This is a genomic window from Fictibacillus sp. 18YEL24, assembly GCF_015903855.1.
In the GTDB taxonomy this organism is placed as follows: Bacteria; Bacillota; Bacilli; order Bacillales; family Fictibacillaceae; genus Fictibacillus; species Fictibacillus phosphorivorans_C.
Genome location: NZ_JACZDT010000002.1, coordinates 983861 through 1010019, shown reverse-complemented (window position 1 = coordinate 1010019; position 26159 = coordinate 983861). Strand labels below are relative to the sequence as shown.

General features: G+C 36.5%; 25 protein-coding genes. 3 read left to right on the top strand and 22 right to left on the bottom strand.

The genetic code is table 11. The features are described 5' to 3' along the window. Nucleotides 1-3: 3 nt before the first annotated feature. Nucleotides 4-969 (top strand): 2,3-diaminopropionate biosynthesis protein SbnA, encoded by a 966-nt coding sequence (sbnA, locus tag HU823_RS10330; protein WP_197129856.1) that lies wholly within the window; start codon nt 4-6, stop codon nt 967-969. Between the two features lie 62 nt (nt 970-1031). On the opposite strand, the gene HU823_RS10325 is transcribed toward sbnA, so the two are convergent. Both HU823_RS10325 and HU823_RS10320 read right to left on the bottom strand, forming a co-directional pair. Then, nucleotides 1032-1397, bottom strand: a complete 366-nt coding sequence (locus HU823_RS10325) for a response regulator transcription factor (RefSeq protein WP_197129854.1) — start codon at nt 1395-1397, stop codon at nt 1032-1034. Between the two features lie 294 nt (nt 1398-1691). Next, nucleotides 1692-2894 (bottom strand): D-alanyl-D-alanine carboxypeptidase family protein, encoded by a 1203-nt coding sequence (locus HU823_RS10320; RefSeq protein WP_197129852.1) that lies wholly within the window; start codon nt 2892-2894, stop codon nt 1692-1694. A 201-nt stretch (nt 2895-3095) separates the two neighbouring features. On the opposite strand from HU823_RS10320, the gene HU823_RS10315 reads away from it, so the two are divergent. Beyond that, nucleotides 3096-3422: a four-helix bundle copper-binding protein gene (locus tag HU823_RS10315; protein WP_197129849.1), complete on the top strand. Its 327-nt coding sequence runs from the start codon at nt 3096-3098 to the stop codon at nt 3420-3422. Nucleotides 3423-3540: 118 nt separating this feature from the next. Here HU823_RS10315 and HU823_RS10310 read toward each other — a convergent pair whose 3' ends face one another. From HU823_RS10310 to HU823_RS10270, 9 genes are all read right to left on the bottom strand, one after another. Next, nucleotides 3541-5019 carry a UDP-N-acetylmuramoyl-L-alanyl-D-glutamate--2,6-diaminopimelate ligase gene (locus HU823_RS10310; protein WP_197129846.1) on the bottom strand — a complete coding sequence of 493 codons (1479 nt, stop codon included), beginning with the start codon at nt 5017-5019 and terminating at the stop codon, nt 3541-3543. 59 nt (nt 5020-5078) lie between these two features. Continuing rightward, nucleotides 5079-6014, bottom strand: coding sequence for a F510_1955 family glycosylhydrolase (locus tag HU823_RS10305; protein ID WP_197129843.1), 936 nt, complete (start codon nt 6012-6014; stop codon nt 5079-5081). 51 nt (nt 6015-6065) lie between these two features. Next, on the bottom strand, nt 6066-7658 hold the full coding sequence (locus HU823_RS10300; protein ID WP_197129840.1) for a multicopper oxidase family protein: 1593 nt from the start codon (nt 7656-7658) through the stop codon (nt 6066-6068). 162 nt (nt 7659-7820) lie between these two features. Then, nucleotides 7821-8024 carry a hypothetical protein gene (locus HU823_RS10295; protein ID WP_197129837.1) on the bottom strand — a complete coding sequence of 68 codons (204 nt, stop codon included), beginning with the start codon at nt 8022-8024 and terminating at the stop codon, nt 7821-7823. Nucleotides 8025-8052: 28 nt separating this feature from the next. Continuing rightward, entirely contained in the window at nt 8053-8385 is a 333-nt protein-coding gene (locus tag HU823_RS10290; protein WP_197129834.1) for a (2Fe-2S) ferredoxin domain-containing protein, read from the bottom strand. A gap of 40 nt (nt 8386-8425) precedes the next feature. After that, nucleotides 8426-9289, bottom strand: coding sequence for a hypothetical protein (locus HU823_RS10285; RefSeq protein ID WP_197129831.1), 864 nt, complete (start codon nt 9287-9289; stop codon nt 8426-8428). 12 nt (nt 9290-9301) lie between these two features. Continuing rightward, entirely contained in the window at nt 9302-11710 is a 2409-nt protein-coding gene (locus tag HU823_RS10280) for a heavy metal translocating P-type ATPase (protein ID WP_197129827.1), read from the bottom strand. A 79-nt stretch (nt 11711-11789) separates the two neighbouring features. After that, on the bottom strand, nt 11790-11996 hold the full coding sequence (gene copZ / locus HU823_RS10275) for a copper chaperone CopZ (protein WP_197129825.1): 207 nt from the start codon (nt 11994-11996) through the stop codon (nt 11790-11792). Nucleotides 11997-12011: 15 nt separating this feature from the next. Further along, nucleotides 12012-12344: a metal-sensitive transcriptional regulator gene (locus HU823_RS10270; protein WP_197129822.1), complete on the bottom strand. Its 333-nt coding sequence runs from the start codon at nt 12342-12344 to the stop codon at nt 12012-12014. Between the two features lie 181 nt (nt 12345-12525). On the opposite strand from HU823_RS10270, the gene HU823_RS10265 reads away from it, so the two are divergent. Next, nucleotides 12526-13470 (top strand): cupredoxin domain-containing protein, encoded by a 945-nt coding sequence (locus HU823_RS10265; protein WP_197129820.1) that lies wholly within the window; start codon nt 12526-12528, stop codon nt 13468-13470. 33 nt (nt 13471-13503) lie between these two features. Here HU823_RS10265 and HU823_RS10260 read toward each other — a convergent pair whose 3' ends face one another. The 11 genes from HU823_RS10260 to HU823_RS10210 all read right to left on the bottom strand — a co-directional run bounded on the left by HU823_RS10260 (nt 13504) and on the right by HU823_RS10210 (nt 26158). Further along, a complete protein-coding gene (locus tag HU823_RS10260) occupies nt 13504-13830 on the bottom strand; it encodes a metal-sensing transcriptional repressor (RefSeq protein WP_197130047.1) in 327 nt (108 codons plus the stop codon). A gap of 38 nt (nt 13831-13868) precedes the next feature. Beyond that, a complete protein-coding gene (locus HU823_RS10255) occupies nt 13869-14891 on the bottom strand; it encodes an ABC transporter ATP-binding protein (RefSeq protein ID WP_197129818.1) in 1023 nt (340 codons plus the stop codon). 8 nt (nt 14892-14899) lie between these two features. Beyond that, nucleotides 14900-15823, bottom strand: coding sequence for an ABC transporter permease (locus HU823_RS10250; RefSeq protein WP_197129817.1), 924 nt, complete (start codon nt 15821-15823; stop codon nt 14900-14902). 1 nt (nt 15824) lies between these two features. Beyond that, nucleotides 15825-16751, bottom strand: coding sequence for an ABC transporter permease (locus tag HU823_RS10245; protein ID WP_197129816.1), 927 nt, complete (start codon nt 16749-16751; stop codon nt 15825-15827). Nucleotides 16752-16814: 63 nt separating this feature from the next. Further along, a complete protein-coding gene (locus HU823_RS10240) occupies nt 16815-18449 on the bottom strand; it encodes a peptide ABC transporter substrate-binding protein (protein ID WP_231607364.1) in 1635 nt (544 codons plus the stop codon). A gap of 30 nt (nt 18450-18479) precedes the next feature. After that, nucleotides 18480-18689, bottom strand: a complete 210-nt coding sequence (locus HU823_RS10235; protein ID WP_197129815.1) for a heavy-metal-associated domain-containing protein — start codon at nt 18687-18689, stop codon at nt 18480-18482. 42 nt (nt 18690-18731) lie between these two features. Further along, nucleotides 18732-19355 (bottom strand): nitrite reductase, encoded by a 624-nt coding sequence (locus HU823_RS10230; RefSeq protein WP_197129814.1) that lies wholly within the window; start codon nt 19353-19355, stop codon nt 18732-18734. Between the two features lie 191 nt (nt 19356-19546). Further along, nucleotides 19547-20923, bottom strand: coding sequence for an MATE family efflux transporter (locus tag HU823_RS10225; RefSeq protein ID WP_231607363.1), 1377 nt, complete (start codon nt 20921-20923; stop codon nt 19547-19549). Nucleotides 20924-21109: 186 nt separating this feature from the next. Then, nucleotides 21110-23017, bottom strand: a complete 1908-nt coding sequence (gene asnB, locus HU823_RS10220) for an asparagine synthase (glutamine-hydrolyzing) (protein WP_197129813.1) — start codon at nt 23015-23017, stop codon at nt 21110-21112. A 234-nt stretch (nt 23018-23251) separates the two neighbouring features. Beyond that, nucleotides 23252-25291, bottom strand: a complete 2040-nt coding sequence (locus HU823_RS10215; protein WP_231607362.1) for a copper-translocating P-type ATPase — start codon at nt 25289-25291, stop codon at nt 23252-23254. A gap of 189 nt (nt 25292-25480) precedes the next feature. Next, entirely contained in the window at nt 25481-26158 is a 678-nt protein-coding gene (locus tag HU823_RS10210) for a response regulator transcription factor (RefSeq protein ID WP_197129812.1), read from the bottom strand. Nucleotide 26159: the final 1 nt, after the last annotated feature.

Here is a 26159-nt window from a genome sequence, read left to right as displayed (position 1 = left end):
TTAATGTTACACACTATACAAAAAGCACCTGTGTATAACTCACTCAACCAATGTATCGGCAACACACCTATGGTTAGATTAGAGAGTTTATTTCCCCAACAAAATGTTTATGCAAAACTTGAATTTATGAATCCAGGTGGTAGCATGAAGGATCGCCCTGCGAAGTATTTCATAGAACAAGGACTGCAAAATGGACAAATAACTTCTGCAACTCACTTAATAGAAAGCAGTTCTGGAAACCTTGGCATTGCACTAGCAATGATTGCCCGTTATCACGGTTTATCTTTTACTTGTGTAGTCGATCCGAAAATTTCAAAGACAAATCTAAAAATCTTGAGAGCGTTTGGAGCAAATATCGTTATGGTCGAGGATAAAGACGATCAGGGTGGTTATTTAAAGACTAGAATAAACAAAGTTAAAGAAATTCTTGAAGAGTTACCCAATGGATATTGGATAAACCAATATGCCAATGAAAACAATTGGAAGGCACATTATTTAGGGACAGGTACTGAGATTATCGAACAGATTGATGCGAACATTGATTATTTAGTAGTACCCGTAAGTACTACAGGTTGTATTATGGGTACTAGCCGTAAACTTCGGGAAAAACATCCGAATTTAACGGTAATAGCCGTTGATGCTGTCGGATCAATAATCTTTAATACTCCTCCGGGAAAAAGAGAACTGCCTGGGTTCGGCGCTAGTAGAGTGCCGGAGATTTTAAATAATAACGAAATTGATAGGGTCATTCATGTTAATGATTTAGAATCCGTTAATGGATGTCATGAATTGTTACAAAGTGAAGGAATCTTTACTGGGGGTTCTTCCGGTGCTTCAGTTGCAGCTCTTAAAAAGTTAGTGAATTCTTTAGATAACCGTGAGAACATTGTAACTGTATTCCCTGATAGAGGAGATCGATATATTGATACAGTGTATGATGAACACTGGGTCTCACGGTTATGTTTATAATCATAAAAACTCTATTTATATGAAGAAAATGAGCTTTTCCTAGGATAAGCTCATTTTGTTGTTCATAAATTTGATTGTCTAAGAATATTCTTAACCCTTAAGACTAATTCTCTTGGGCTGAAAGGTTTTTTCATATAATCACTTGCTCCAATCGACAAACCATGTATTCTATCATCTTCTCCATATTTAGCTGATAAAATGAGGATTGGGATCGAGTGATTGTCTCTAATCATTTGGCAAAGTTCTTCTCCACTAATATCTGGAAGCATTAAATCAAGTATGACAAAATCAAATGAGGAAACTTTCAGATGATATAACGCATCTTTTCCATTAAATACACTTACTGTTTGAAATCCTTCCTTTTCAAAGTATGAAGAGATAACATCTACTAATTTTGGCTCGTCATCTATGATAAGAATTCTTACCATAATTCCCCTCCATTTTTAGTAAGATAGTTTAATTATTGATTATACTTACGTGATATTGAAGTTTTCAAAAAACGAGAAAATTTTGATTCTAAGATTTTTAATTTTTCATCTAATAACAGAATATCATCTAAATTGTTTTGTTTCTGATTTTTTATGTTATCTAAGATACTTCTCATTTCTGGAAGTAATTTAGAAAACGCTTCGAGAATTTCCTTTTCCTATTCCAATTTACACTCACCTCTTATTTGAAAAGCATTCCTTTAAATTGAGAATAAATAGTTATACTGGATCTATCTAATGGTGATATTTGAATGAAGAATATTTTTGACTTTTAAATTTAATGCTTCTCAGTCGAATTAAATAAATCAAGAAGAGTAGAAAAACAATATAAAGTGCTACTAGAAGATAAGTAATTATTACTAAAGGACTACGTTTAACCTCTTTACCATCTTCATTTTTTTTCGTTTTTTTTAACTCTTTAGTTAAAGAATACTCTAATAATACCTTCTCATTTTGGTCTTTAATAACTAATAAGCCATCCATGTTAACTTCTGAAATGATCGGAATGTTAACTCCTGCTGTAAAAAACAGATCTTTATCAATATTATATCCTTCTGCACCTTGAATTGTTGTAAGATCTACTTCAGAAAATTTCTGCGTTAGAAAATGAGTAAAACCAAAATCTAATAAACTAGTGGTGTCCGCATATGCAACTTCAGAAGAGTTCGCTTTTAAAGTGACCGCTATTAATTCAGTTTCTCCACGTTTCGCCGTTGTGACCAATGTAGTCCCAGATTGATCAACATAACCATTTTTGCCGCCATTAACACCCTCATATCTCCATAACATTTTATGATGATTATAAAGCGTTGTATCCCAGCCTTCTCCAACCCAACGTAGTTCTTTTGTTCGGAAGATTTCTCTAAACTCCTTATTTTTCATTGCATACTTAGTAATCATTGCCATATCATAAGCAGTTGTTTGGTGATTAATATCAAACAAACCATGAGGATTTTTAAAAGTACTGTTAGTAATTCCGATTTTTTCTTTTGTGAACCGATTCATTTCATTACTGAACGATTCCACACTACCTGCCATATGTTCGGCAATCGCCACTCCCGCATCGTTTCCTGAATTGATTAATAACCCCTGCACGAGTTTTTTTAAAGATACTTGTTCCCCTGGTTCAAGGTATACTCTCGTTCCTTCTGTATCTCGAGCGTTTTGACTAATTAGAACTTTATCTGACAGGTTACCTTCTTCAATAGCAATTATTGCTGTTAAAATTTTTGTGATACTGGCAGGATACATACTTTGATAACTATTCTTCTCATAAAGAATTTCTCCTGTAGTTCCTTCAATTAAAATCACAGATTCACTGGATATATTACCTGGAGAGTTACTTGAAGCTGCAGTAGAAAATGGGCTTAAGAACATGAGTAAGATTATGAAAAATAAAATACTAATGACTAAGACGATTCTTTTGCTGAATTTCATTTTTCGTTCCTCTTTTGATTAATTTCTCAGGAGTATAACATTTAAATATGAATTTTTTATGCAGTGACGGTTTGTCCATTTAGATAAATAATGAAAGAATTATGCAGTTTTTATGGATTTTCGCAAAATACGTTTATATGACCACTCAATGGGTACACTTTTTATGTAATTAAATCCCTAATAACGAAAGGATGATGATGTATGCATGACACGTACCAACAATGTATTGATGAATGTCTGGCCTGTATGAAAGAATGTAATCATTGTTTTGACGCATGTTTAAATGAAGAAGACGTAAAAATGATGGCGGAATGTATCAGGTTGGATAGAGCCTGTGCAGATATTTGTTCCTTTGCTGCTACAGCGATGAGCAGTAACAGTCCGTTCATAAATGAAATCTGTTCCCTTTGTGCTCAAATTTGCGAAGCATGTGGAAATGAGTGTAAAAAACATGATCATGAACACTGTCAGCGATGTGCAGAAGCTTGTTTTAAATGTGCGGAAGCTTGCCGTAGGATGGTAAGTTAATAAAAAGAATCACTAACGAATCGGAGTGGAAAATTCTTTTTACGTGCAATCTCAACTGAAGAAAAGCAAAATATTTAAAGATAGAAAAAGAAGCTGACATTTGTCGGCTTCTAATTTTTTAAGGGAATATGCATTTGTTATTATTTGTCCTGTTTTTTAGATACGTTATAGTTTCCTTATCGGATGAACATGGCAATTCGAAAACTTGCTCATACCTCTCAGAACCTTTTCCTGTAATAAACACCCAATCTTTTGATCCATTAACTTTTCTCCAAGCAAAACTAATCGCTTGGGTTCGGTCTGGAATTACAACAATAGGAAGATCAAGGAACCGTTCTTTTAATTCATTTAAGGAACTAATCATGGACTCTTCTTTTTCTCCGTTTAAATCATCTAGTGTTAGTATGATTAAATGACTAAATTCTTTAGAAGAATCTATCATAACCTCTCTCTTTGTTACGTCTCTTTTACCTCTAAAACCAAGAACATGTATGATTTGTTCTGCTTGTTCGCGCTCTGCAATTTCTAAACAGTAGTGAATTGCATCAGCAGTATGTGCATAATCAATGACAAATGAAGCCCCATTATGATGCGTATATGTTTCAAATCTACCCGGGACACCAGAGAATGACTGTAATGAATGATGAATGGATTCGATGTTATGACCCATTATATTACTTGTCAATATCGCAGTCATCATGTTCCATCCGTTATGGATACCTGGAATGGTACACTTTATTAGATAAGGATTGCCATCCATATAATATTTGAACTCAGAAAAGTACGAGGGTATTATCTCTTTGACTGTTAAACTATTCTCACCTACCCCCATTGTGAAATGAGGAATTTTAGATGTAGTCAACATATCTGCTAGCTTGTTTCCCCAATCGGTGTAAGTAGCTATAATGGCTTGTCCTGTTGGTTTTAACTGAGCAAAAAGCCTCGCTTTAACCTGAAAATACTCCCACATATTTTTATGATAATCCATATGATCATGACTTAAATTGGTGAATATAGCAAAATCAAAGTATATGCCTTCTATACGATTCTGTTCGATGCCGTGTGAAGAAACCTCCATGATTACAACATCATCATTACTTTTCGCAATCAGTTGGTTTAATTCAATCGAATCAGGGGTCGTATTTTTAGATTGAATTACCTCGTTGTTAATAATCGTATTTACAGTGCCAATTAGTGAGCAGGTTTTTCCTTGCATTTCTAAAATATGCTTAAGCATATAAGCAGTGGTAGTCTTGCCATTCGTTCCTGTAATACCTATCATTATATGTTTTTTATAAGGGTAGCCATAAAAGCAGCTTACTAGTTTTGCTAGTGCCTTTCTGCTGTCTGTTACTCTAATATAAGGAATTTCAGTTGATTGATAATCTGATTCTCCTATGATAGCAACTGCTCCGGAATCGACTGCATGTTTAATAAAATCATGACCATCTACTTCATATCCATTTATAGCGACAAACAAATCTCCTTGTTCAACAAACTTTGAATTTGACTTGATCCCTTTTATGCCTATCCTGCACGCTTGTGGATAATCCTCTATTGATATATTTAATTCTTGAAGTAATGTTATTAATTCCATGGATTCTGCTCCTTATTTGTTTAACCAAAAATGAAGTATACCTGATAAAAGATAATTTATTAATTAACTGCTTTTCCTTGATTAACAAGTTTGATCCATCTTTCACCATTGTAAAAATACACATCTTTTTTAAAGGTAGTAAAAACGATGTTTTTATCCACTGGATTCTTAGCTAAATAAGATATGGCATCTTCCTGGAGTGTCGGAATACTTATCTCCTTTTCCGAACTATCATTTATATTGATTTCTGTAAGGAACGCTTTATTCTCAAACCCACCTACTAAGAGTGAATTTTTATTAGTAAACGTAAGTGATGTAACTTGTTTCATGTTCGTCAGTTCTTCAAATGTTTTACCCTTATTTCTTGATAGATGAACCTTATTTTGAGAACTTATTGCAACGACATTCGTATCAGTAGGATGGACCGCAATACCTGTGATCTCCCCCTCTACATTTGTTAAGTCACTTTCATTCCATGATTTAGCATCGTCATTGGAATAATAAAGACCATCTGATGGCATTCTTGAATTAGCCATAGAAGTATAGGCATACAAGACATGGTTTTCGTAGCCTGCAGCGAGAAAATGGAAATCCGTTTCGCCTTCTAAGCCAAGCAGTTCGATTTCCCCACCTATCTCTTTACTTCTTACGATTCCTAACGGGTCTGGTTTGTCTGAATCATTTCCTGGATGGCCGCTGCTATAAAAACCATCATCCACCATTGAAAAACCCATATAATCATTTTTCTCACCAGGTGTTGCTTGCCATTGTTTGTTCATCGTATCGTACTGCTTGATTCCATCATGTGCAGGTATAAAGATCTTTTTTCCGTCATTTGAATATCCTACCCCATGGATATCCGTGAACGTTACACTTGATTGTTTATCATTGAATGTAAATAAAAGTATTAAAACCAAAACTAAGCTAATCGCTGCAAGAATTAAAATACCCTTAAGTTTAAATGGCTTTTTTGTTGTTTTTTTCTTTTTAGCCATAATTTACCTCTCCTTCATAAACAAAGAGAAAAACCTCTTGAGCGAGGTTTTTCATTCTGAAATATTATTTACTTTACCTTCATCCTTGTAAAAAGGTTTGAAGTTATTATATTTCACCATGGTCATCATACCAGCTGAGGCATGATGTAAATCATGGCAGTGGAACATCCAGTTACCTGGGTTATCAGCTACGAATGCAACCTCATATGTTTCTCCAGGCTTTACATTTAGTGTATCTTTCATTAATGGTGCTCCTTCTACAGGTTTTCCATTCTTACTTAATACTTGAAAGAAATGGCCATGTAGATGCATTGGGTGATCAGATTTATCCATACTTTTGTTTGTTAAAGTGACTTTGACTTTATCACCCTTATCCACCTTTATATTTTCAGTCTTAGGATAAGTATTCCCGTTTATGGTGTACTTCATCTCACCGGAATCCATATCAGTAGCAAGGTCCATTTTGTATTCTAAATCGAAAGAATCGTTTAATGAGAAATTCCCTTTAATCTCTTTACCAAACTCATCTGGTTTCACCATGCCCGCATCTTTTTTGTGAGCAACAGGCTGCACCGCCTCTTCTTCGGCTTGGATATTTATCCTCATGTCTTTAGATGCATCCATCTCACCATGGCAATCGATTGTTACGGTTTCACCTGTTGCAATGAACTCTATATCATACCTTTCACCAGGTGCAACTTCAAGTACCTTATTTTCCTGTTCGATTGGTTGATTCACGGGCTGACCATCAACGTTGGTTACTTTAAAATTCAATGGAATATGAATTTTATGAGACATATATCCGGCATTTACAAATCGGAGTTTTACTTTTTCTCCTTTTTTCGCTATAAGGGGTTTACTTTTATCATATGACTTACCGTTTATTGTATATATATCATAAGAAGACATATCATGGTCCATACCATTCATTGAACCGTTATCGGAAGATTTGCTGTCTTTATTTTTCTTATCCCCCATGTCCATATTGGAATGATCCATACCTTCCATATCTTCTGTATCTGACTCATTCATATCCATGTTTGAGTGATCCATTCCATCCATTTCTTCGGATTCTTGCTTTGGATTGGACTCCCATTCATCTAAAACAAGTGAATAATCTCGATCATACTGTTCATCATCTTTAGATTCAACGATAAAGACTCCATAAAGCCCCTTATCAACCTGATTTACGCTGTCTTGATGGCTATGATACCAATACGTTCCAGGGGTATCTGCGACAAACTGATACGTATACTCCTTGCCTGTTTCAATAGCATCTTGTGTGACTCCGGGAATACCATCTTGTGTATTCGATAAAGGGACACCGTGCCAATGTATACTTACAGGCTTCGGAAGTTCATTCTTGATTGTAACCTTTACCCCTTCACCTTCTTTTACTCTAATCTCTTGCCCAGGGACGCTTCCATTATAAGTCCAAGCTTCAATGGTCTTACCGGACTTCAATTCCCAATTCTCTTTTTTTGCAGTAATGGAGAACTCTTTAATTGTTTTACCTTCTAAAATTTCTTCTTTTGCTTGTACCTTATTTTCATTAGATTGATCTTTTGAACCCTCTTGGCTACAACCTGTTATAACCAAAATGAGTACCAGTAACATTAAAGAAATCAACCATTGCTTTTTCATTGGTTTTCCCTCCTCAAATTAACCGTACTAAAAAAATATGCAATTTTTATGGAGCAACCTAATAAGTTCATAACTCTTCAAATCACGAAATAAATAAAAAAAGTACCGAACAATAAATCGGTACTTTTCATAAAGAGTAACCTACTCTTTAATAGAAATCCTTCATCCACCTTTGATGCAGGTCATCTTAGAACTATTTACTCTTCTATTTAACTCATCTAATAAAATAGTTAGAGTTCTTTCATTCACTACTGAACATAGTTTTTCGCCATTATTAATGGATATATTAAACCTTTCAAAAACTTCACTAGTATCTTGCCATACCTTAACGATATCCACTACAGACATGTTCGGCTGGATAACCATCAACTGCTCCTCCTATGAATAAAGTATTTTATTTATTATCCTGAAATCTCGCAAATGACTTAACGTCATACGTATAAGCTAGAGCTTCATCTAACTTTTCGTCAGACTTAATCTTATCGATCAGTTGTTTTCCCTTTTCAGGAGTCATCTCTTTATACCAGTCTCCATCCGGGTAGACTACGACTGTCGGTCCCTCTTTACATCTTCCGTTGCAAAAGGTTTTAGTAGTATGAATTTTGTTTAATAACCCTTGATCTTTAATTTCTTGTCGAACGGTATTCGTAACTTCCTCAGCCCCTTTTTTGATGCAGCTAGCTCCGTTACACAATAACACGTGTTTTGAAACGCCAGAAAGTTCCATAAAGTGCTTCACCTCGTTCCCGAGAGATAGAACGTAAAATTTACTTAACTTCTACTACAAATGGATAAACATTCACTTTTCCATTTATCTTAAATTCACCCCAAATTTTATATATACCTGGCTGGTCAAATTTTGTGGCAAACTTTGTATCTGTTTCCGATGCTGGGTGGACGTGAACATACTCATCTCCACCTTCGTCTAATATGACTACATGACCAAGCGCTCCTAGATAGGGCTCGGGTTTGTTTTCTTTTAGATCAAAATCCAACACAATTTCTTCACCTGATGTAAAGGTTTCAGGACTCATGGTTAACTTGTAGCCATTGACTGTTTTAGTGAACTCAGTTTCTGGCTTTAACGAATCATGTTCACCGTGGGCATCACCAGCGCCAACCTCGATTGGAAGTGGCTGCACCTCATAGTTTTTATCTTTTGGTTTAATGTCTATGAACGCTTTATAGCTTCCTTCTTCCAGTTTGTGCTGTATGGTAAACACACCATTCCCTTTTTTCTCGGGATGAATGTGGTAATACTGCTGCAGTTCATCATTTACGATGATCAAATGCATCAGTTTCTCATGATCGATCTCTAATTCCTCTACTGGGTTTCCCTCTTTATCTTTCAACTCAATATGGATTAAATTGTTTTCGTAATGCAGAGTTGGTGTAATATCACTATTTTTTGATACATTGCCTTGGCTCTCCCCATGATCACCATGTCCAGCCTCCTGCTTTTCCTTATCTTTTGTATCAGATGAATCAGATGTATTCTGTTCTCCAACATGACCAGCATGTTCACTAGTCGATGGTTCTGCGTACTTTGCAAATACGGAATAGCTCCCGATCACTATAACGAGTATCAATACAGCCGACAATGTCCACCTTAAAACGATATTGTCCTTCATAGAATTCCCTCCTTACAGTTTTACTTTTTGTAAACGAAGTGCATTAAGAACAACTGACACCGAGCTGAATGCCATCGCAGCTCCTGCAAGCCATGGGGCAAGAAAACCTAGTGCAGCAACAGGGATGCCTAACACGTTATAAGCAAAAGCCCAGAAAAGATTTTGTTTGATGTTTCGTATTGTCTTTTTACTCATGTAGATGGCATCTGCAATGCTGTTCAGATCGCCACGAATCAGCGTTACATCAGCTGCCTCCATCGCAACGTCTGTACCTGTGCCAATCGCCATCCCAATATCCGCTACAGCTAGTGCTGGAGCGTCATTGATTCCGTCTCCGACCATGGCCACTTTATTACCTTGCTCCTGTAGCTTTTTCACCTCATCTGCTTTTCCTTCAGGAAGAACTTCAGATATGACATGATCAATCCCCACTTGTTTAGCAATGTATTTAGCTGTTTGCTGATTATCTCCTGTGATCATGATAACTTTAAGACCCATTTCTTTTAATCGAGAAATCGCATCTTTTGATGTTTCTTTGATCGTATCGGCTACAGCGATAATTCCTGCATATACTCCGTCTATCGCCACGAGCATCGCGGTTTTACCGGCTTTTTCAAGTTCCTCCATCTGATTATTAGAATCATAGATGGTAACGTTGTTTTCTTTCATTAATTTTCGTGTACCGATGAAAAGTGTTTTACCTGCAACTACAGCTTTGATACCAAACCCAGGAATAGCATCAAAATCCTCCGAACTCGATAACTGGATTCCCTTATTGGTGATTCCTTCTACAATAGCTTGCGCCAATGGGTGTTCAGAATTTTTCTCTGCTGAACCTACTAGTCTTAACACTTCTTCTTCACTGAATGATGGTTCCACAATAATATCTGTAAGTTCTGGAGTACCGTTTGTAACCGTACCCGTTTTATCTAAGATCACAGTATCGATTCGATGAGTGGTTTCTAAGTGTTCTCCACCCTTAAATAAAATACCAAATTCAGCTGAGCGGCCAGAGCCTGCCATGATTGAAGTAGGAGTCGCTAATCCTAATGCACAAGGACACGCGATAACAAGGACAGCAATCAATTTTTCAAGCGCAACAGCAAATTCTCCGGGACTTACCCAAACAAACCAGATAATGAAGGTAAGAACAGCGATGCCTACAACTATAGGCACGAATACACCAGAGATTTGGTCAGCTAGACGCTGGATCGGTGCTTTTGAACCTTGTGCTTCCTCAACGACTTTTATGATTTGAGCCAGGGCCGTATCTTTCCCTACTTTTGTTGCCTTTATTTTTAGGAACCCGTTTTTATTAATGGTTGCACCGATTACCGTATCCCCTATTGTCTTATCGACAGGTACACTCTCACCTGTCAGCATCGATTCATCTAATGCTGAACGCCCTTCGATGATTTCACCATCGACCGGTACTTTATCACCTGGTTTTACATATACGATATCACCGGCTTCCACTTCTTCTATCGCTATTTCGATTTCTTTACCATCACGAACCACGATAGCTGTCTTAGCTTGCAGTCCCATCAGTTTCTTAATCGCTTCAGAGGAACGCCCCTTTGCTTTTGCTTCGAAAAGTTTTCCCAACACAATAAGTGTAATTAATATTGCCGATGTTTCAAAGTACATTTCCACCATCCCTTGATTGGTACCGATGGAAAGGATAGATAGGTACAGGCTATAGAAATAAGCTGCAGAAGTTCCTAATGCTACGAGTACATCCATGTTCGCACTTTTATTCCGGAGCGCTTTATAAGCTCCTACATAAAACTGTTTCCCTACAACAAACTGTACAGGTGTCGCGAGCGCCAATTGAACCCAAGGATTCATGAACATCTCAGGCAAATAGATAAAAGATGTAAACTCAAAATGACTAACCATTGCCCACAATAAAGGGAATGAGAGGATGACAGAAAAGATGAATTTTCCTTTCTGTTTCTCAATCTCCATTGCTCTATGATCAACCGATTCTTTGTAGTCTTCCTTTAGGGTTGCACCATATCCCAATTGGTCAACTTTTTTAATCATATCTCCAATAGAAACTTCAGATGGATTATATTGTACTGACCCGGTTTCTAATGCTAGATTAACGTTAGCTTTAATCACTCCGGGAAGTTTGTTTAACCCCTTTTCAATCCTTGTTGCACATGCTGCACACGTCATGCCAGTCAAATTGAATTCAGCTTTTTCAGTGACGACTCCATATCCGAGATCTTCTATTTTTTTCTCGAGATCGGCCACCTTTAAAATTTGAGGGTCATAAGAAACGGTTGATTTTTCAAGAGCAAGGTTTACGTTCGCTTTCTCGACTCCCTCTAACTTGTTCAAACCTTTTTCAATTCGGATCGCACAGGCTGCACAGGTCATACCTGATATTTGTAATGTCGTTTCTTTTGTACTCATGGTTTTCATCATCCCTTCGATATACCTATATGGGGTATATTTCAACTGAAAAGAAAGCGTGCTATGATAAGCACGCGATTTATTTTACATCGTAACCCTGATCATCGATCGTCTCTTTGATCTCATCCAGGTTTACTTTTGAAGAATCATATTCTACCTCAACGATACCTTCTTTAAGGTTTACTTTAGTGTGTGAGACACCGTCTAACTTTCCAACGCTTCCTTCAATAGCAATTATACAGTGGTTACAAGACATACCTTCTACTTTTAATGTGGTTTTTTCCATTGATATCTCTCCCTTTTATTTCATCAGTTTTTTAACAGTAACTAGAAGTTCATCCAATACTTCTTGATCGCCTTCTTGAATTCTCTCTACAACACAACTTTTCAAGTGGCCCTCAAGAAGAATTTTTCCAACACTATTTAATGCTGATTGAATCGCTGAAATTTGAGTGATAACGTCGTCACAGTAAGTGTCACGGTCAATCAACCCTTTAACACCTCTAATTTGCCCTTCGATCCGATTTAATCGTGTGATCAGATTGTTCTTTATTTTATCGGAATGATGACTCTTCCGTTCGTTCGTATCACAACATTGATCATTATTTAGATCATCTGGTTTTACTATTTCCATCAGATAACCTCCTTTATTTACTTTAATTTTACTATACCCCCCTACCCTATGTAAAGCCCGATTTTAATTTTTTTTTTACTCATATAAAATGTGCATTTTTTTTCGAGTTTATAATGAACTTGCATAAATCGATATCTTCCTCTCATAACTTAGAATGAAGGAATGGACAAGGAGGGCTTAAATGTCAATTTACATTTTAGGGGTTTTAGTGATTTGTACAGCTTTAGTTTTTCTATCATCTTTTTTTTATAAGTCTAAAGATTCCTTAATGAACAATATGGTTTACGTAATGGCTTACACTATGAGTATGGGTCTGACCGCTGGATTTTATTTAGGCGTGTACTTTAAAGATAATTTGCTGTATGCCACACTTTTCTCAATATTATTAAGTGGTCTAGCAGGTTTATTAATTGGGTCTAAACTTCATTTCCATCTAATGATTGAAGGACTTTTTTCAGGTATAATGGCCGGGATGATGGGTGCCATGTTAACAGTAATGTTAAGTTTTAAACAAGCACAGATATTGGTAATGATAGGAATCTTACTTACTGTAGGAATAACAATTTTATGTATTCTACAATTCTTATCAGAAACACTTAAACATCAAATTGAAAGATACTTTAATGTCATCATGCTTTTTGGCTGCGGACTGCTGCTTATGGTTTTTTTAAAATTTCCTGATGATATTATTAAACCACATGAAAAAGCTCAAACGCAGCACGAACAACATTCTTCTACATCAGCTAATAAGAATGAGGATAAAAAACTTGAACAGGAAGAAGTTTTCAATTGGGAGGTAGGAATAAAAGATTATAGATACCTTTCATCAAATGCTAGTTTAAAAAAAGATCAAAAAGTACTCTTAACATTATTAAATGATGATTCAGTTGAACATGATATTGAAATTTCTTCTTTTTCGTATGAGAATGTAGAAACATCAAACACTCAATCGGAACATGATCATGCTATGTCAAATGAAGATGATTCTGTCTTTCATCTACACGTTGAACCAAATCGATCCAATCAGGTATCGTTCATTCCTAAAGAAGCGGGTGTCTATACGTACTATTGTACAATCCCGGGACACAAAGAATCTGGCATGATAGGAAAAATAAAAATTTCGTGAAAAAACCCTCCGGAATGGGGGGGTTAAATCTGTTTATGATTTTGTAAATTGATGGATTACTTTCATTAACTCACTTACAGCTTCAGTTCCTTGGTTTGAAGAAATAGCATCCTTAACACAATGGTGTGTGTGGGTTTCTAATAAGTTAAAGCCCACTTTTTTTACCGCTGCGTTGATTGCACTCAATTGTACGATAATGTCAATACAATAGCGTTCATCGTGAATCATGTTCTGAATGCCGCGTACCTGACCTTCAATTCGTTTCAATCTATTCAACATTTCTTCTTTTTCTTTTTGTGATCTAGTTGTGTGTTTTTCTTCTGCAGCAGTTGAATCACAGCAACCGTGTTGTTCTTCCATAATGTTTTCTAGTGCCATCTTCTCACCTCTGAGTGTTTTTACATAATCTTTTTCTCTTTATTTTTAATAGTTAAAGGACTTTCCACCATGGGAGCTCTTTCGTCATTCAGCCAGCATGAGGCATGATGACCTTTATCGATCATAAAAGAAGTCGGTTTTTCTTCTTCACAAACATCTAGTACATATGGACATCTAGCTGCAAAGGAACACCCCTTTGAAATTTGTGACAGATCTGGGGGGGAGCCATCAATTCCTTTTAACGGCTTTTTACTGTCAACATCCGGGATTGATTGTAAAAGTCCCCATGTATAGGGGTGTCTTGCTTTATAGAAGATCTCATTTACTGTTCCGCTCTCTACTATTTCACCAGCATACATGACTAAGATTCTATCTGCCATGTTTGCCACGATGCCTAAATCATGAGTGATCAGTATGATGGACATATTTAACTTCGGTTTTAACTCTTTTAACAGTTCTATTATTTGAGCTTGGATGGATACATCTAATGCTGTTGTAGGCTCATCTGCTATGAGGATGGAAGGTTCACAGATGAGGGCCATGGCAATGCCTACCCTTTGGCGCATACCTCCGCTTAGTTCGTGAGGATACTTTCTACTATTGTATTCTGGTTCTGGAATTCCAACAAGTTTGAGCATCCTGTGAACTTTTTCCCACACTTCTTTTTTCGGTAACTTATCGTGAACGATTAATCCTTCTGCGATCTGCTCACCAATTCTCATGGTCGGGTTTAATGAAGTCATTGGGTCCTGGAATACCATTGCAATTTTTCTGCCGCGGTATTTGACCATTTCTTTCTTTGAAAGCTGGGTTAGTTCTGTTTCTTTATAAAGAATGGATCCATCAACTATTTTAGCGTTTTGTGGCGGTAATAGTTTAAGTATACTTTTGGCAGTCACGGACTTCCCGCTGCCAGACTCGCCGACGATCGCTAGCACTTCTTCTGTTCCTAGACTAAAAGATACTCCTCTCAAGGCATTTATCGTTTTCTTTTTTGCGTAAAACTCGACATAAAGGTTGCTCACCTCTAAAAGATTCGTCATCTACTCACCTACGTTCTCATTTTAGGATCTAACGCATCTCTTAATCCATCTCCGACCACATTGAAGGCAAACATCGTTAACGAAATGAAGAATGCAGGAAAAAATAATATCCATAGGTGACCCGTCAATAGTGTCACAAGTGCCTCGGATGTCATCGTTCCCCAACTGGCCAAGGGTACTGGTACTCCTAAGCCTAAAAAGCTTAAAGTCGCCTCAGCAAAGATAGCTCCGGGAACAGATAGAGTCATAGCAACAATGATAGGACCTAAAGTATTGGGAAGAAGATGTTTAAACAAAATCTTATAAAAACCAGCTCCCAGTACTCGAGACGCCATAACGTATTCACATTCTTTGAGCTGGAGAATCTGTCCCCTTACAAGCCTGGCGATTCCAATCCACCCTGTTGCTGCCATCGCTAGTATGATGGTCGTAAGTCCGGGCTTGAGAACAACCATCAATAGAATGGTTACCAGTAGATGAGGCAACCCGTATAGGATATCTACTAGTCGCATAAGAATCTCATCCGTTTTACCACCTTTTAACCCTGCTATTCCACCGATGATTATTCCTACAATAAGATCGATTAAAACAGCCATTATTCCTATGAATAAACTAATCCTTGCTCCCGTCCATGTTCGGGCAAAAATATCTCTTCCTAATTGGTCTGTTCCAAACCAATGCTCTTTTGATGGTGGTTGATTGGATTCTAGTAAGGATTGATCAGAATATGAATAAGTCACTAACTTAGGACCGATAACAGCCATAATGATTAACAATAAGATGATGATTAGCCCAACGACAGCGAGTTTGTTCTTGGTTAGATAATATAACGTTTCTTTAAACTGTGAAAAAGGTTGGACGTTGATTTCTTCAACTATTCGAATGTTTTTTTCTTTGAAATGAAATTTTCTCTTCTCGTTTAGCGCTTCCATATTATCTCCTCCTCGCTAGTTTGATTCGAGGATCTAAGAATCCGTAAGTCAGATCGATTATTAAGATGAAGAGTATCAATATTGCACTGTAAAATATGGTTGTGCCTAAGATGACCGGATAGTCCCGATCAGAAATTGATTGAACAAAGTATTTTCCGATCCCAGGAATACCAAATATTTGTTCGATCACAAAACTCCCTGTTAATATTCCAGCTGATATAGGACCTAGTACAGTAACAACCGGTATCAATGCATTTCTTAATATATGACGAAAGATTAACCGTGAACCCGTTACACCCTTCGCAATAGCCGTTTGAACATAATCTGAGGTAAGAACTTCTAATATGCTCGACCTTGTTAATCTAGCTATGTAAGCTAACGGACCAACTGCCAACGCTAAGCTTGGAAGAACAGTATGTCTCCACGTACCCCAAGTAGCGACTGGGAGCCATTCAAGCTTTATCGCGAAGTAATTAATAAGAACAGTTGATAGTACAAAGCTCGGTACTGATAAGCCTAAGATGGCTATAACCATTGATAGATAATCTAACCAGCCGTTATGTTTGATCGCGGCTATGATACCTAGAGTCATCCCGAAGACGACTGCAATAACCAGTGCCTGTATGCCGAGTACCGCCGAAACAGGAAACCCACTTAATATTAATTCATTGACTGTACGTGTATCCGATGTAATCGAAGGTCCAAAATCTAAAGTAATAATTCCTGCCATGTATTTGAAATACTGGATGATAAGCGGCTGATCAAGGCCATAGTGAGCCCTCAGATTTTTCAGTACTTGTTCAGGTATGCTCTTTTCATTCGTGAATGGGTCACCTGGTATCAGATTCATTAACACAAAAGTTAGAGTGGCGATGACAAACAACGCAAGGAGTGCAGTCATCATTCGTTTAATGATATAGAAAATCATAGCTTACCTCCTTGAAAGAAAGAGGAAAACCAAAACGATTTCCCTCTATCAAATCATATTTCTTTACTCCACAAAAGCTTCCCTATAATCAACCGCTTGTATAATGTAACGGTGAACATTTTTTACATTATCTTGTTGCAGGTAGACTTTGTTGTTAAAGTAAAGTGGAGCGATCGCCATGTCTTCTAGTAATACTTTCTCGGCTTCTTGCATGTATTCAGCCCGCTTGTTTAGATCGAGTTCGGTATCTACTTTCTTAACCAAGTCATCATATGCCGGAATTGAGATTTTACTATAGTTATAGACATCTCCCGTTGTAAACTGACCGAGCAGGTTCTGAGCATCATTGTAGTCTGCCCCTGTGCTATAGATGGCTATCTCGTAATCTCCTTTTTGAACATTTTGAACAAACACTTTTCTCTCCATCGTTTTAAGCTCGACTTCTAAACCTAGATTCTTCTTCCACATTTCTTGCATCGCTTGAGTTAATTGGTTGTATAAATCGCTTGTATAGAACAATAGGCTCACCTTTGGCAGACTACTTAACCCTAACTCAGCCTTTCCTTCTTCTAATAGCTGTTTTGCCTCTTCAACCGATTTGTCCTTATAGAGTGAATCTCCTGCCTGCTCCCTGAACTCTCCCACACCATTTCCTAAACCGTTTGGTATGAATGAGAACGCAGGTGTTTCTCCTCCTTGAGTTACTTTATCTACAATCAATTGTCTATCCAGTGCCATACTCAGTGCTTTTCTTATCTTAGGATTACTGAACACCTTGTTCTCATGATTAAATCGCAAGTAGGCTACGCTTGCACTTGGTAGTTTTTCCGCGTCTCCGCTCTGAATGAGCTGGCTCTTGATAGAGTTTGGTATCTGTTCAGCAACAGCGATCTCCCCTGATTTGTACATACCATATTCGGTGTTTTGATCGTTTACCATCACCCATTTCAGTTCGTCTAGCTTTACGACCTCTTTTGCCCAGTAATTCTCATTCGGGACCATCACTAGCTCTTGATCGTGTTTCCATTCTTTAAGTTGAAATGGGCCGTTTGAAACAAATGTTTTTGCATCTGTCGCCCATTTAGCATTTGCTTCTGCTACCTTTTTGTTCACAGGCAATAATGTAAAAAACGATGTCAGTTCTAAAAAGAAGGATGTCGGTCTTTCGAGTGTGATTTCTAAAGTTTGTTGATCGGGGGCTTTTATACCAACTTCATTAAAATCTTTTACTGTCCCTTCATTATATGCAGCGCCGTTTTTGATGAAGAACAGATTACTTCCAAGAGGAGCAGCTACTTCTGGATTCAATACTCGTTCCCACGAAAAGATGAAGTCTTCCGCTGTTACTGGATCTCCGTTCGACCATTTAGCGTTCTTATTTAGATGAAAAGTATAAACTGTTTTATCATCAGAGATATCCCATGATTCGGCAACTCCGGCTACGACATTTCCTTTTTCATCCAACCTGACTAATCCTTCGAATAATTGGTTACTGATGTCTCCCGCGATCTGATTATCAATTAACGCCGGGTCTAGACTAGGAGGTTCTGATATGGCATTGATGGTTAGTTTTTGTTCCTTTTTTGTTTCACTATCGCTTGCAGCCGGTTCTTCTTCAATCCCCTTACTGCTGCAACCACTTAAAATAAGACTTACAAGTAAAATAAATGAAAAGAAAACACTTAACCTTTTTTTCATCCCCATGCCTCCCATAATCATATTTAACAACTAATCAATAACGTTGTACCCCTCCTCTTCTATTATTTCTTTGATTAGTGCTGTGTTAGTCTTATTAGACAAATAGGTTACTTGAACGCTGTTATTTGAGGCACTTGCTTTTACAGATTCAACTCCTGGTGATTCCATAAGTGCATCTTGAATGGCTTTCTCACAATGGCCGCAGCTCATTCCGTTTACTTTAAATTCGAATTTTTCCATGTTAGCCTCCTACAATGCCCCTCAAAATTTTTAAGTTTTTTTTTATATATTAAGTTGTTGTTTTATTTGATCGATACCAAACCGATTAAGAAACTTTGAAAATTTTTCTCTCCTTTTACCGTTTTTAGCATAAATATCAATAATTTGTTCGACTAGTTTAAATAATTCGTTTGGTTGTAGATTATTTTTGAAAAGTTGACCTGTTCGTGCATCAAGACCATTTGCTTTGCCACCTAAATAGAGATCAAAGGTGTCTCTTTGTTTTATAACTCCAATATCGTTTACTAATGGTTCACCACATGCGGTAGGACAACCAGTATATGCGGGCCGTAGTGTAAAAGGCACTTCCTTACCTGCGATACGATTGTTCAACTCGATGGCAACTGGCATACCCTCTTCTTCTGCCCCTTTACAAAAACCGCAAGTTCTTAAGCTCTTTACATAGTTTCCTACTGAATAACATGAAAGACCTATAAGCTCCAACTCATTCCTTATTTGTTCCAGGTTATCTTCTGGTACTTGAATAATAAGCTGTTGGAATGTTGTTAATTCAATTTCTGAATCCTCAGGTAAGTACTTGCTCAATAGAAGTAATTGTTTAGGTGATAGTTGTGCACCAAAACCAATTCCTCCGTTGACAGCTAGCCTAACTAACTTTCCCTCCAATGAAAAACCCCCTCTTATACCATACCCTCCCAACGTATAATATGTAGTATAAAAAAAACCTAGTACCAGCTAGGAAGAAATAGTATATAAATTTTCTAAAAATTCAAAATAATTGTAATTGATTCCATTTTAGTATTCCAATTTTTATAAGTCAATGGTTTTTTTATTTTAGTTTTAAAAATAATTATCTCTTATTTTGGTATATTTTTTTCAGTAGATATTTTAAAATAAGTTATCCATCTAACATATAAGTATATAGCTCTTATAAGTAAATCTAGAGCAATTGAAATCCATATCCCTGCTATTCCATAGCCGAGTACGATTCCAAAAAGGTAAACACCTAGGACTCGTATCACCCACATACCGACTGCTGTGCTATACATGGGACTTTTTGTATCGCCAGCTCCCTGAAGAGCCCCTGCCAAGATCAATCCTACAGCAAGTGCGGGTTGGGCAAATGCATCGATTCTTAGAGCAGTTACCACCATTTCAATGGCATTTTTATCTGTCGTGAACCAGGATGCAAAATATGGAGAAAAAACAAATAAGATGATCCCTATTATTGACATGAAGAAGATTCCGACCCCGGTTGTTAAAATGCCATATTGGTAGGCATCTTTTAATTTTCCCGCTCCTATACTTTGGCCTACTAGAGTAGTAGCGGCGATAGCTAATCCATATCCAGGCATGTAAGAAAAGGTTTCGATGTTTCCTGCAATGGTATGAGCTGCGAATGTTTCTGTTCCTATATGCACAATCAATCCGAAGTATAGAACTTGGCCAACTCTCATTATTAACCTTTCGATCGCAGCAGGTATGGATAATTTTATGACGGATAGCATGACGCCCCTTATCATGTTCAGTGTACCTTTACGCAGGGAAAAAGAAACGATTGATTTCTTAATATAATGATAGAGCATCCATGTTCCCATTATTCTTACTAATACTGTAGCCCAAGCGGCCCCAGCAACTCCTAATCCTTCCCAATCGCCTACTCCAAAAATCAGAACATAATCAAGACCAAGATGGATTATATTTATCCACCAGCTTACCTTCAATGGTGTTTTCGTATCACCAGAAGCTCGCAGGATGCTTCCGAAGATGAACATGAGAGAAATGAATATGGAGGGTATAGCGACGATTCGGAAATAGACAACTCCATCCACTAAAACTTTTTCATCAGCACCCATTAATAAAAGGAAAGGTTCCGCCAAAAATATACTTACGGCTCCAAAGAATAGACCTATAAACTCTGTTAAGAGAGTCGATTGTTTAGCGATTGATTTCGCCTGATCAATATCTCCGGCTCCTAAACTCCGTGCGATCAGTGATGAAGTCCCGACGCCAACCGCCATAAAGACGGCTATATAAACGGCTATTACCGTATTAGCTACACCTACTGCAGTTACCTCCTCTAGTCCTATCTTTGCTACGAAGAGAGTATCTACGAATCCTACAATCGTTTGTAAGATGTTCTCTAACATGGCTGGAATTGCTAAAGAGAGAATAATAGAGATTTTTCCCCATTTTGTCTGTTCCTTTAATGAACCATCCGATTTCAGTGACATTTATTCACTTCCTTGGTTTTTATGTTTTCAGCAATGCATTAAACCTCCTTTTTCACATGATTGTTCTAAAATTTCCACATATACTAGTTTTCACCTTCTTTCTTTTATCTAAATTTTATTTTATGTTCATTCAAGAAATATAAAAACCAAGTACTCGAGCATGAGAACTTGGCACTTGGAAATCCTTTACACTTTTAATAACTTAGCATCATTATCGTTCAAAATTTTATCTTTCGAGAAATTATATTTCTTCTCAATATAAATTTTATGCCAAATCATAAACGTTAAAATCGTCCACAACTTTCTGCTATAATCTTTCTTTCCTTTTTGATGGTCATCTAAAAGATTCAGCAAATACACTTTATTAAACAAACAATCCGTTTCACTTTCGACAATCAAAGAATATGCCCAATCAGACAGTTCATTTTGAAGCCAATGGCGTATGGGGACCGGAAATCCTAACTTCTTTCTAGTTAGAACAGAGTCTGGTACGATTCCTTCCATTGCTTTTCTTAGTATATATTTTGTCGTTTGATTTGTTATGGTCTTAGACGAAGAAAGCTGTGAAGCAACTTTAAAGACTTCCTTGTCCAAAAATGGGACACGCAACTCTAATGAGTTCGCCATCGTCATCTTATCGGCTTTCACTAGAATATCTCCCCGCAGCCATGTGTGCATATCGATATACTGCATCTTATGAACATCGTCTAGGTGTTGAATGTTACGATATAGCTCTTTTGTAACGTTTTTATAATCCCATTTCGTTTGATAGTTCTTAAGGAGCTCCTTTTTTTCAGCTTCTAAAAATATCTTTGCATTTCCGATATAGCGGTCCTCGATGCTGGTTGTACCTCTCTCAAGAAAGCTTTTTCCACGTGTACCATCAGGTAGCATTTTTGAAAATGAGTTTAGTCCCTCTTTTACTCCTGTTGGAAGTTTTTTGAAATGTCTTAATGAATATGGTTCACGATAGATATTGTATCCACCGAACAGTTCGTCTGCCCCTTCACCGGAAAGGACTACGGTAACGTGCTTTTTGGCTTCTCTTGCGACAAAAAACAGTGGGACTAATGCAGGATCCGCGACGGGCTCGTCCAAATGCCAAATGATTTTAGGCAGTTGTTCAATAAACTCTTCTGGTTTTACAATATAATGAATATTCTCTACCCCAAGATCTGAAGCCGTTTCTTTGGCTAAATCTATTTCACTGTAACCTTCTCGTTCAAATCCTACAGTAAAAGTTTTAATTTTAGGATTAAACTCTTTAGCTAACGCTACAATACTTGAAGAATCTATACCTCCAGACAAGAATGAACCAACAGGAACATCACTTCTCATGTGCACCTTTACAGATTCTCTCATTACATCCCTAATCGTATTGATTTCCTCATCAAAAGGTTTGAAAATAGGAGTAAAGCGAGGTTTAAAGTAATTCTTAATATTCATCTTTTGACCGATTTTTTTTACAAAGTAATGACCTGGCTCTAACTTTTTTATTGAACTGGAAAAAGTGTATGGTTCTGGAACGAATTGATATGTGAGATAATAATGTAGAGCTTCCTCATTAAAGCTCCCTCCATTCGTTGCAAGCAGGATGCTTTTTTTCTCAGATGCACATAATAATTCATCCTCAGATTCATAATAAAAAAATGGCTTAATACCAAAATGATCTCTAGCACCAAACAATTCTTTTTTTTCTTTATCCCATATTAAAAAACTAAACATACCTCGCAACTCATTAAGAGCCTTTTCACGCTTGATACTATATAAAGCCAGGATAACCTCCGTATCAGAATCAGTCTTAAAAGATAGCCCTCTCTTTTCTAAGCCCTCTCTTAATTCAAGATAGTTATAAATCTCACCATTAAAGGTTATCCAATACCGATCATCTTCATATCCTAATGGCTGTTTCCCGCTATCTAAATCAATAATACTCAATCTACGGAATCCTAGACGAATATGTTCATCAAAATAATATCCAACATCATCTGGTCCCCGATGAGAGATAATATTAGTCATGTTCATAAAATCATTAACTTCTGTATTCGTTCCTTGTATCTCGTTATTACTCAAATAACCGATAAAACCACACATTACTAAATCCCCCATTAAATATAATGAAAGTTACCCATTTACTAAATTTGATGTTATTTATTATTTCAAAATATCAATTCTCGAATAATGGAAACTTAATCAATAAATATTAATAACTTAAGTAAATTTGTTATAACAAAAAAATATGCATAAATTATGAAGTAGTACCACATTCTAGTTCAAATCAAAAAAGAACTACCTTTTGATATGATAGTTCCTTCAATAAAATATAGATTAAATTTTTAACAATTGTGCATTGATGGCTACGATAATTGTACTTAATGACATTAATACTGCTCCCACTGCTGGATCTAATAAAATTCCATAGGGATAAAGAATTCCGGCTGCGAGAGGTAAGGCAAAAATATTATAACCAGCGGCCCACCATAAATTTTGTAACATCTTTTTATATGTAGCTCTTGAAAGATCAATTATTGAAACGACATCTTCTGGATTACTTCTTGCTAAAATAATATCAGCTGTCTCCATAGCAACATCTGTCCCAGCCCCTATCGCTATGCCTAAGTCTGCACTAGCAAGGGCTGGGGCATCATTTACACCATCACCGGTCATTGCAACTTTTTGACCGCTCGATTTAATCTTCTTAATTTGATCGGCCTTTTGATGAGGAAGTACTTCTGAAAATATCTCGTCTAATTTCAACTTTTTTCCGACCCAATTCGCAACTTGTTGATTGTCTCCAGTTAACATTATAGTTCGAATATTTTTTTCTTTAAGTTTCTCAATCGCCCTATAGGCAGTATCTTTAACTTGATCAGCTAGCGCAATCATTCCGTATAATTCGTCATTAATCAAAATAAAAGAAACTGTTTTGCCCTCGTTCGATAGTTTTTTATAAGTTGTTGAGTCAAAAGCTATGCTCTCTTCGATTACATACCTCGGACTCATAACTTTCACGGCCTTGCTTTTTATTATTCCTTGTAAGCCTTTTCCTGTTATTGATTTAAATTCTTCTACTTCCAACAGTTTGATATTCCTTTTATTCGCCTCTTCTACAATACCCTTCGCAATAGGATGTTCTGATTGAGATTCTATTGATGCTGCTAGTTGCAATAAATCATTTTCATCTTTATTAGCCTCAGTTATTATATCTGTAACTCCAAATTCCCCTTTTGTTAAAGTTCCTGTTTTATCAAACACAATAGAATCTAAGTTTCGAGCGTCTTCAAAACTTGTACGGTTTCTAATTAGAAGACCATTTTTAGCAGATAAGGTTGTAGACCTTGCAATTACTAATGGAACCGCTAACCCTAAAGCATGCGGACATGAAATAACTAAAACAGTAACCATACGTTCAAGTGCTATGTAGAAATCATAACCTAAGAGCAACCATATTATTAAAGTCGTTAAGCTTGCACACAGAGCTATATAAAACAACCATTTTGCTGCCCGATCAGATAATGCTTGAGTTTTCGATTTTGTTGCTTGGGCATCTTGAACCAGTTTAATGACTTGGGATAAATAGGTTTCTTCACCAATATTCTTTATTAATATCGTTAAAGACCCTTCACCATTAATGGAACCAGCAATTATGTTGTGATCCTTCTCTTTTTCCACAGGTACTGATTCGCCGGTTAACATGGATTCATTAACATTTGAAACGCCTTTAATGACTACACCATCGGCAGGCACCTTTTCTCCAGGTTTAATAAGGATTTTGTCATGTTTCTTTAATTCTGAAACAGATACATCCATTACATCACCGTTTTCTTGTATTAGATGGGCTTCTTGAGGCATTAACTTAATTAGTGCTTCCAGTGAGTTGGATGCCTTCATAATTGATTTCATTTCTATCCAGTGACCTAGAAGCATAATATCCACTAATGTCGCTAATTCCCAAAAAAAGTTTTCCCCTTCATATCCAAAAACGGTAAGAGTGCTGTAGATATAGGCTGATATGATAGCAAGCCCAATCAATGTCATCATACCTGGATTCTTTTGTTTTATTTCATCAATCAATCCTGATATAAATGGCCATCCACCATAAAAAAATACTACTGTTGACAATGTAAACAGGACTAACATCGAACTTGGAAAAGTTATGTTAAAACCAAAAAACATCTGAATCATCGGTGAAAGAATTAAAATGGGTATAGTTAATAATAATGAAATATAGAACCTTTTCTTAAAATCATCAATCATATGGTCATGGTGTCCGTTATGATCCTCTTGATTAGTATGATTTCCTAACGAATGATTATGTTGTTGCTTATTTTCTTCAGTATGATGTTCATTCATGTGATGGTGATTCATTTTTTACATCCCTTCATTTATAAATTTAAACCCAATGCAATAAACACATTGGGCTTAAAACTATAATTTAGCTTTTACAATTACTATTTTTCCGATTTTTATATTAATTATTATCTTTATTGTCATTTTTGTTCTACACATCATGAATCATATCATCCATCACATTCACTACATTTTCAGATTGTTGTTCTAATTATTTTCCCATTTGTATCCTAAACCCCATACTGTTTTAAAATAGTTGTCAATTGGAAATCCTGCTTTTCTGAACTTTTCTCTAATATTTCTAACATGAGAGTCTATAGTTCTACCTTCAGTTTCAGATTCCATACCCCATATAATCTCTATCAACTGCTCCCTATTAAAGACACGCCGAGGAAATTTGATTAATAAGTAAATCATTTCGAACTCCTTTGGAGTAAGAATTATCGATTGATTATTATAAGAAATATAGTGCCTTTTCTTTTCAATAATCAATCCTTCAATTCCATAATCCTCTTCATTTTCTTGCTGCGACCTTCTTAAGACTGCTTCAATCCTAGCTAATAATACCTCTTCATCAAATGGTTTCGTAATATAATCATCCGCTCCAAGTCTTAACCCCTTTACAATGTCCATCTTTTCGTTCCTTGCAGTCAACATGATAATAGGTACTTGCAGCCATTCTCGAATCAGCTTAATTGTTTCCCAGCCATCTATATCTGGCATCATAACATCTAATAGAACTAAATGAATTTTCTCTTTTTTTATAATTTCAATCGCTTGATTTCCTGAATAAGATTTTACTATTTCAAAATTATATGGTTTTAAATATAATGAGATCAAATCTACCATTCTTTGTTCATCGTCTACTATTAATATTTTTTTCATT

Bases quoted from the DNA above. Each gene is read 5' to 3' on its own strand.
- HU823_RS10320 (WP_197129852.1), bottom strand. From the start codon at position 2,894: ATGAAATTCAGCAAAAGAATCGTCTTAGTCATTAGTATTTTATTTTTC.
- HU823_RS10240 (WP_231607364.1), bottom strand. From the start codon at position 18,449: ATGAAAAAAAGGTTAAGTGTTTTCTTTTCATTTATTTTACTTGTAAGT.
- HU823_RS10305 (WP_197129843.1), bottom strand. From the start codon at position 6,014: ATGGCTAAAAAGAAAAAAACAACAAAAAAGCCATTTAAACTTAAGGGT.
- HU823_RS10295 (WP_197129837.1), bottom strand. From the start codon at position 8,024: ATGGTTATCCAGCCGAACATGTCTGTAGTGGATATCGTTAAGGTATGG.
- HU823_RS10300 (WP_197129840.1), bottom strand. From the start codon at position 7,658: ATGAAAAAGCAATGGTTGATTTCTTTAATGTTACTGGTACTCATTTTG.
- HU823_RS10210 (WP_197129812.1), bottom strand. From the start codon at position 26,158: ATGAAAAAAATATTAATAGTAGACGATGAACAAAGAATGGTAGATTTG.
- HU823_RS10290 (WP_197129834.1), bottom strand. From the start codon at position 8,385: ATGGAACTTTCTGGCGTTTCAAAACACGTGTTATTGTGTAACGGAGCT.
- HU823_RS10255 (WP_197129818.1), bottom strand. From the start codon at position 14,891: ATGACGAATCTTTTAGAGGTGAGCAACCTTTATGTCGAGTTTTACGCA.
- HU823_RS10315 (WP_197129849.1), top strand. From the start codon at position 3,096: ATGCATGACACGTACCAACAATGTATTGATGAATGTCTGGCCTGTATG.
- HU823_RS10285 (WP_197129831.1), bottom strand. From the start codon at position 9,289: ATGAAGGACAATATCGTTTTAAGGTGGACATTGTCGGCTGTATTGATA.
- HU823_RS10270 (WP_197129822.1), bottom strand. From the start codon at position 12,344: ATGGAAATAGTAAAACCAGATGATCTAAATAATGATCAATGTTGTGAT.
- HU823_RS10235 (WP_197129815.1), bottom strand. From the start codon at position 18,689: ATGGAAAAATTCGAATTTAAAGTAAACGGAATGAGCTGCGGCCATTGT.
- HU823_RS10250 (WP_197129817.1), bottom strand. From the start codon at position 15,823: ATGGAAGCGCTAAACGAGAAGAGAAAATTTCATTTCAAAGAAAAAAAC.
- sbnA (WP_197129856.1), top strand. From the start codon at position 4: ATGTTACACACTATACAAAAAGCACCTGTGTATAACTCACTCAACCAA.
- copZ (WP_197129825.1), bottom strand. From the start codon at position 11,996: ATGGAAAAAACCACATTAAAAGTAGAAGGTATGTCTTGTAACCACTGT.
- HU823_RS10265 (WP_197129820.1), top strand. From the start codon at position 12,526: ATGTCAATTTACATTTTAGGGGTTTTAGTGATTTGTACAGCTTTAGTT.
- HU823_RS10215 (WP_231607362.1), bottom strand. From the start codon at position 25,291: ATGAATCACCATCACATGAATGAACATCATACTGAAGAAAATAAGCAA.
- HU823_RS10225 (WP_231607363.1), bottom strand. From the start codon at position 20,923: ATGTCACTGAAATCGGATGGTTCATTAAAGGAACAGACAAAATGGGGA.
- HU823_RS10280 (WP_197129827.1), bottom strand. From the start codon at position 11,710: ATGAGTACAAAAGAAACGACATTACAAATATCAGGTATGACCTGTGCA.
- HU823_RS10325 (WP_197129854.1), bottom strand. From the start codon at position 1,397: ATGGTAAGAATTCTTATCATAGATGACGAGCCAAAATTAGTAGATGTT.
- HU823_RS10310 (WP_197129846.1), bottom strand. From the start codon at position 5,019: ATGGAATTAATAACATTACTTCAAGAATTAAATATATCAATAGAGGAT.
- HU823_RS10245 (WP_197129816.1), bottom strand. From the start codon at position 16,751: ATGATTTTCTATATCATTAAACGAATGATGACTGCACTCCTTGCGTTG.
- HU823_RS10260 (WP_197130047.1), bottom strand. From the start codon at position 13,830: ATGGAAGAACAACACGGTTGCTGTGATTCAACTGCTGCAGAAGAAAAA.
- asnB (WP_197129813.1), bottom strand. From the start codon at position 23,017: ATGTGTGGTTTTATCGGTTATTTGAGTAATAACGAGATACAAGGAACG.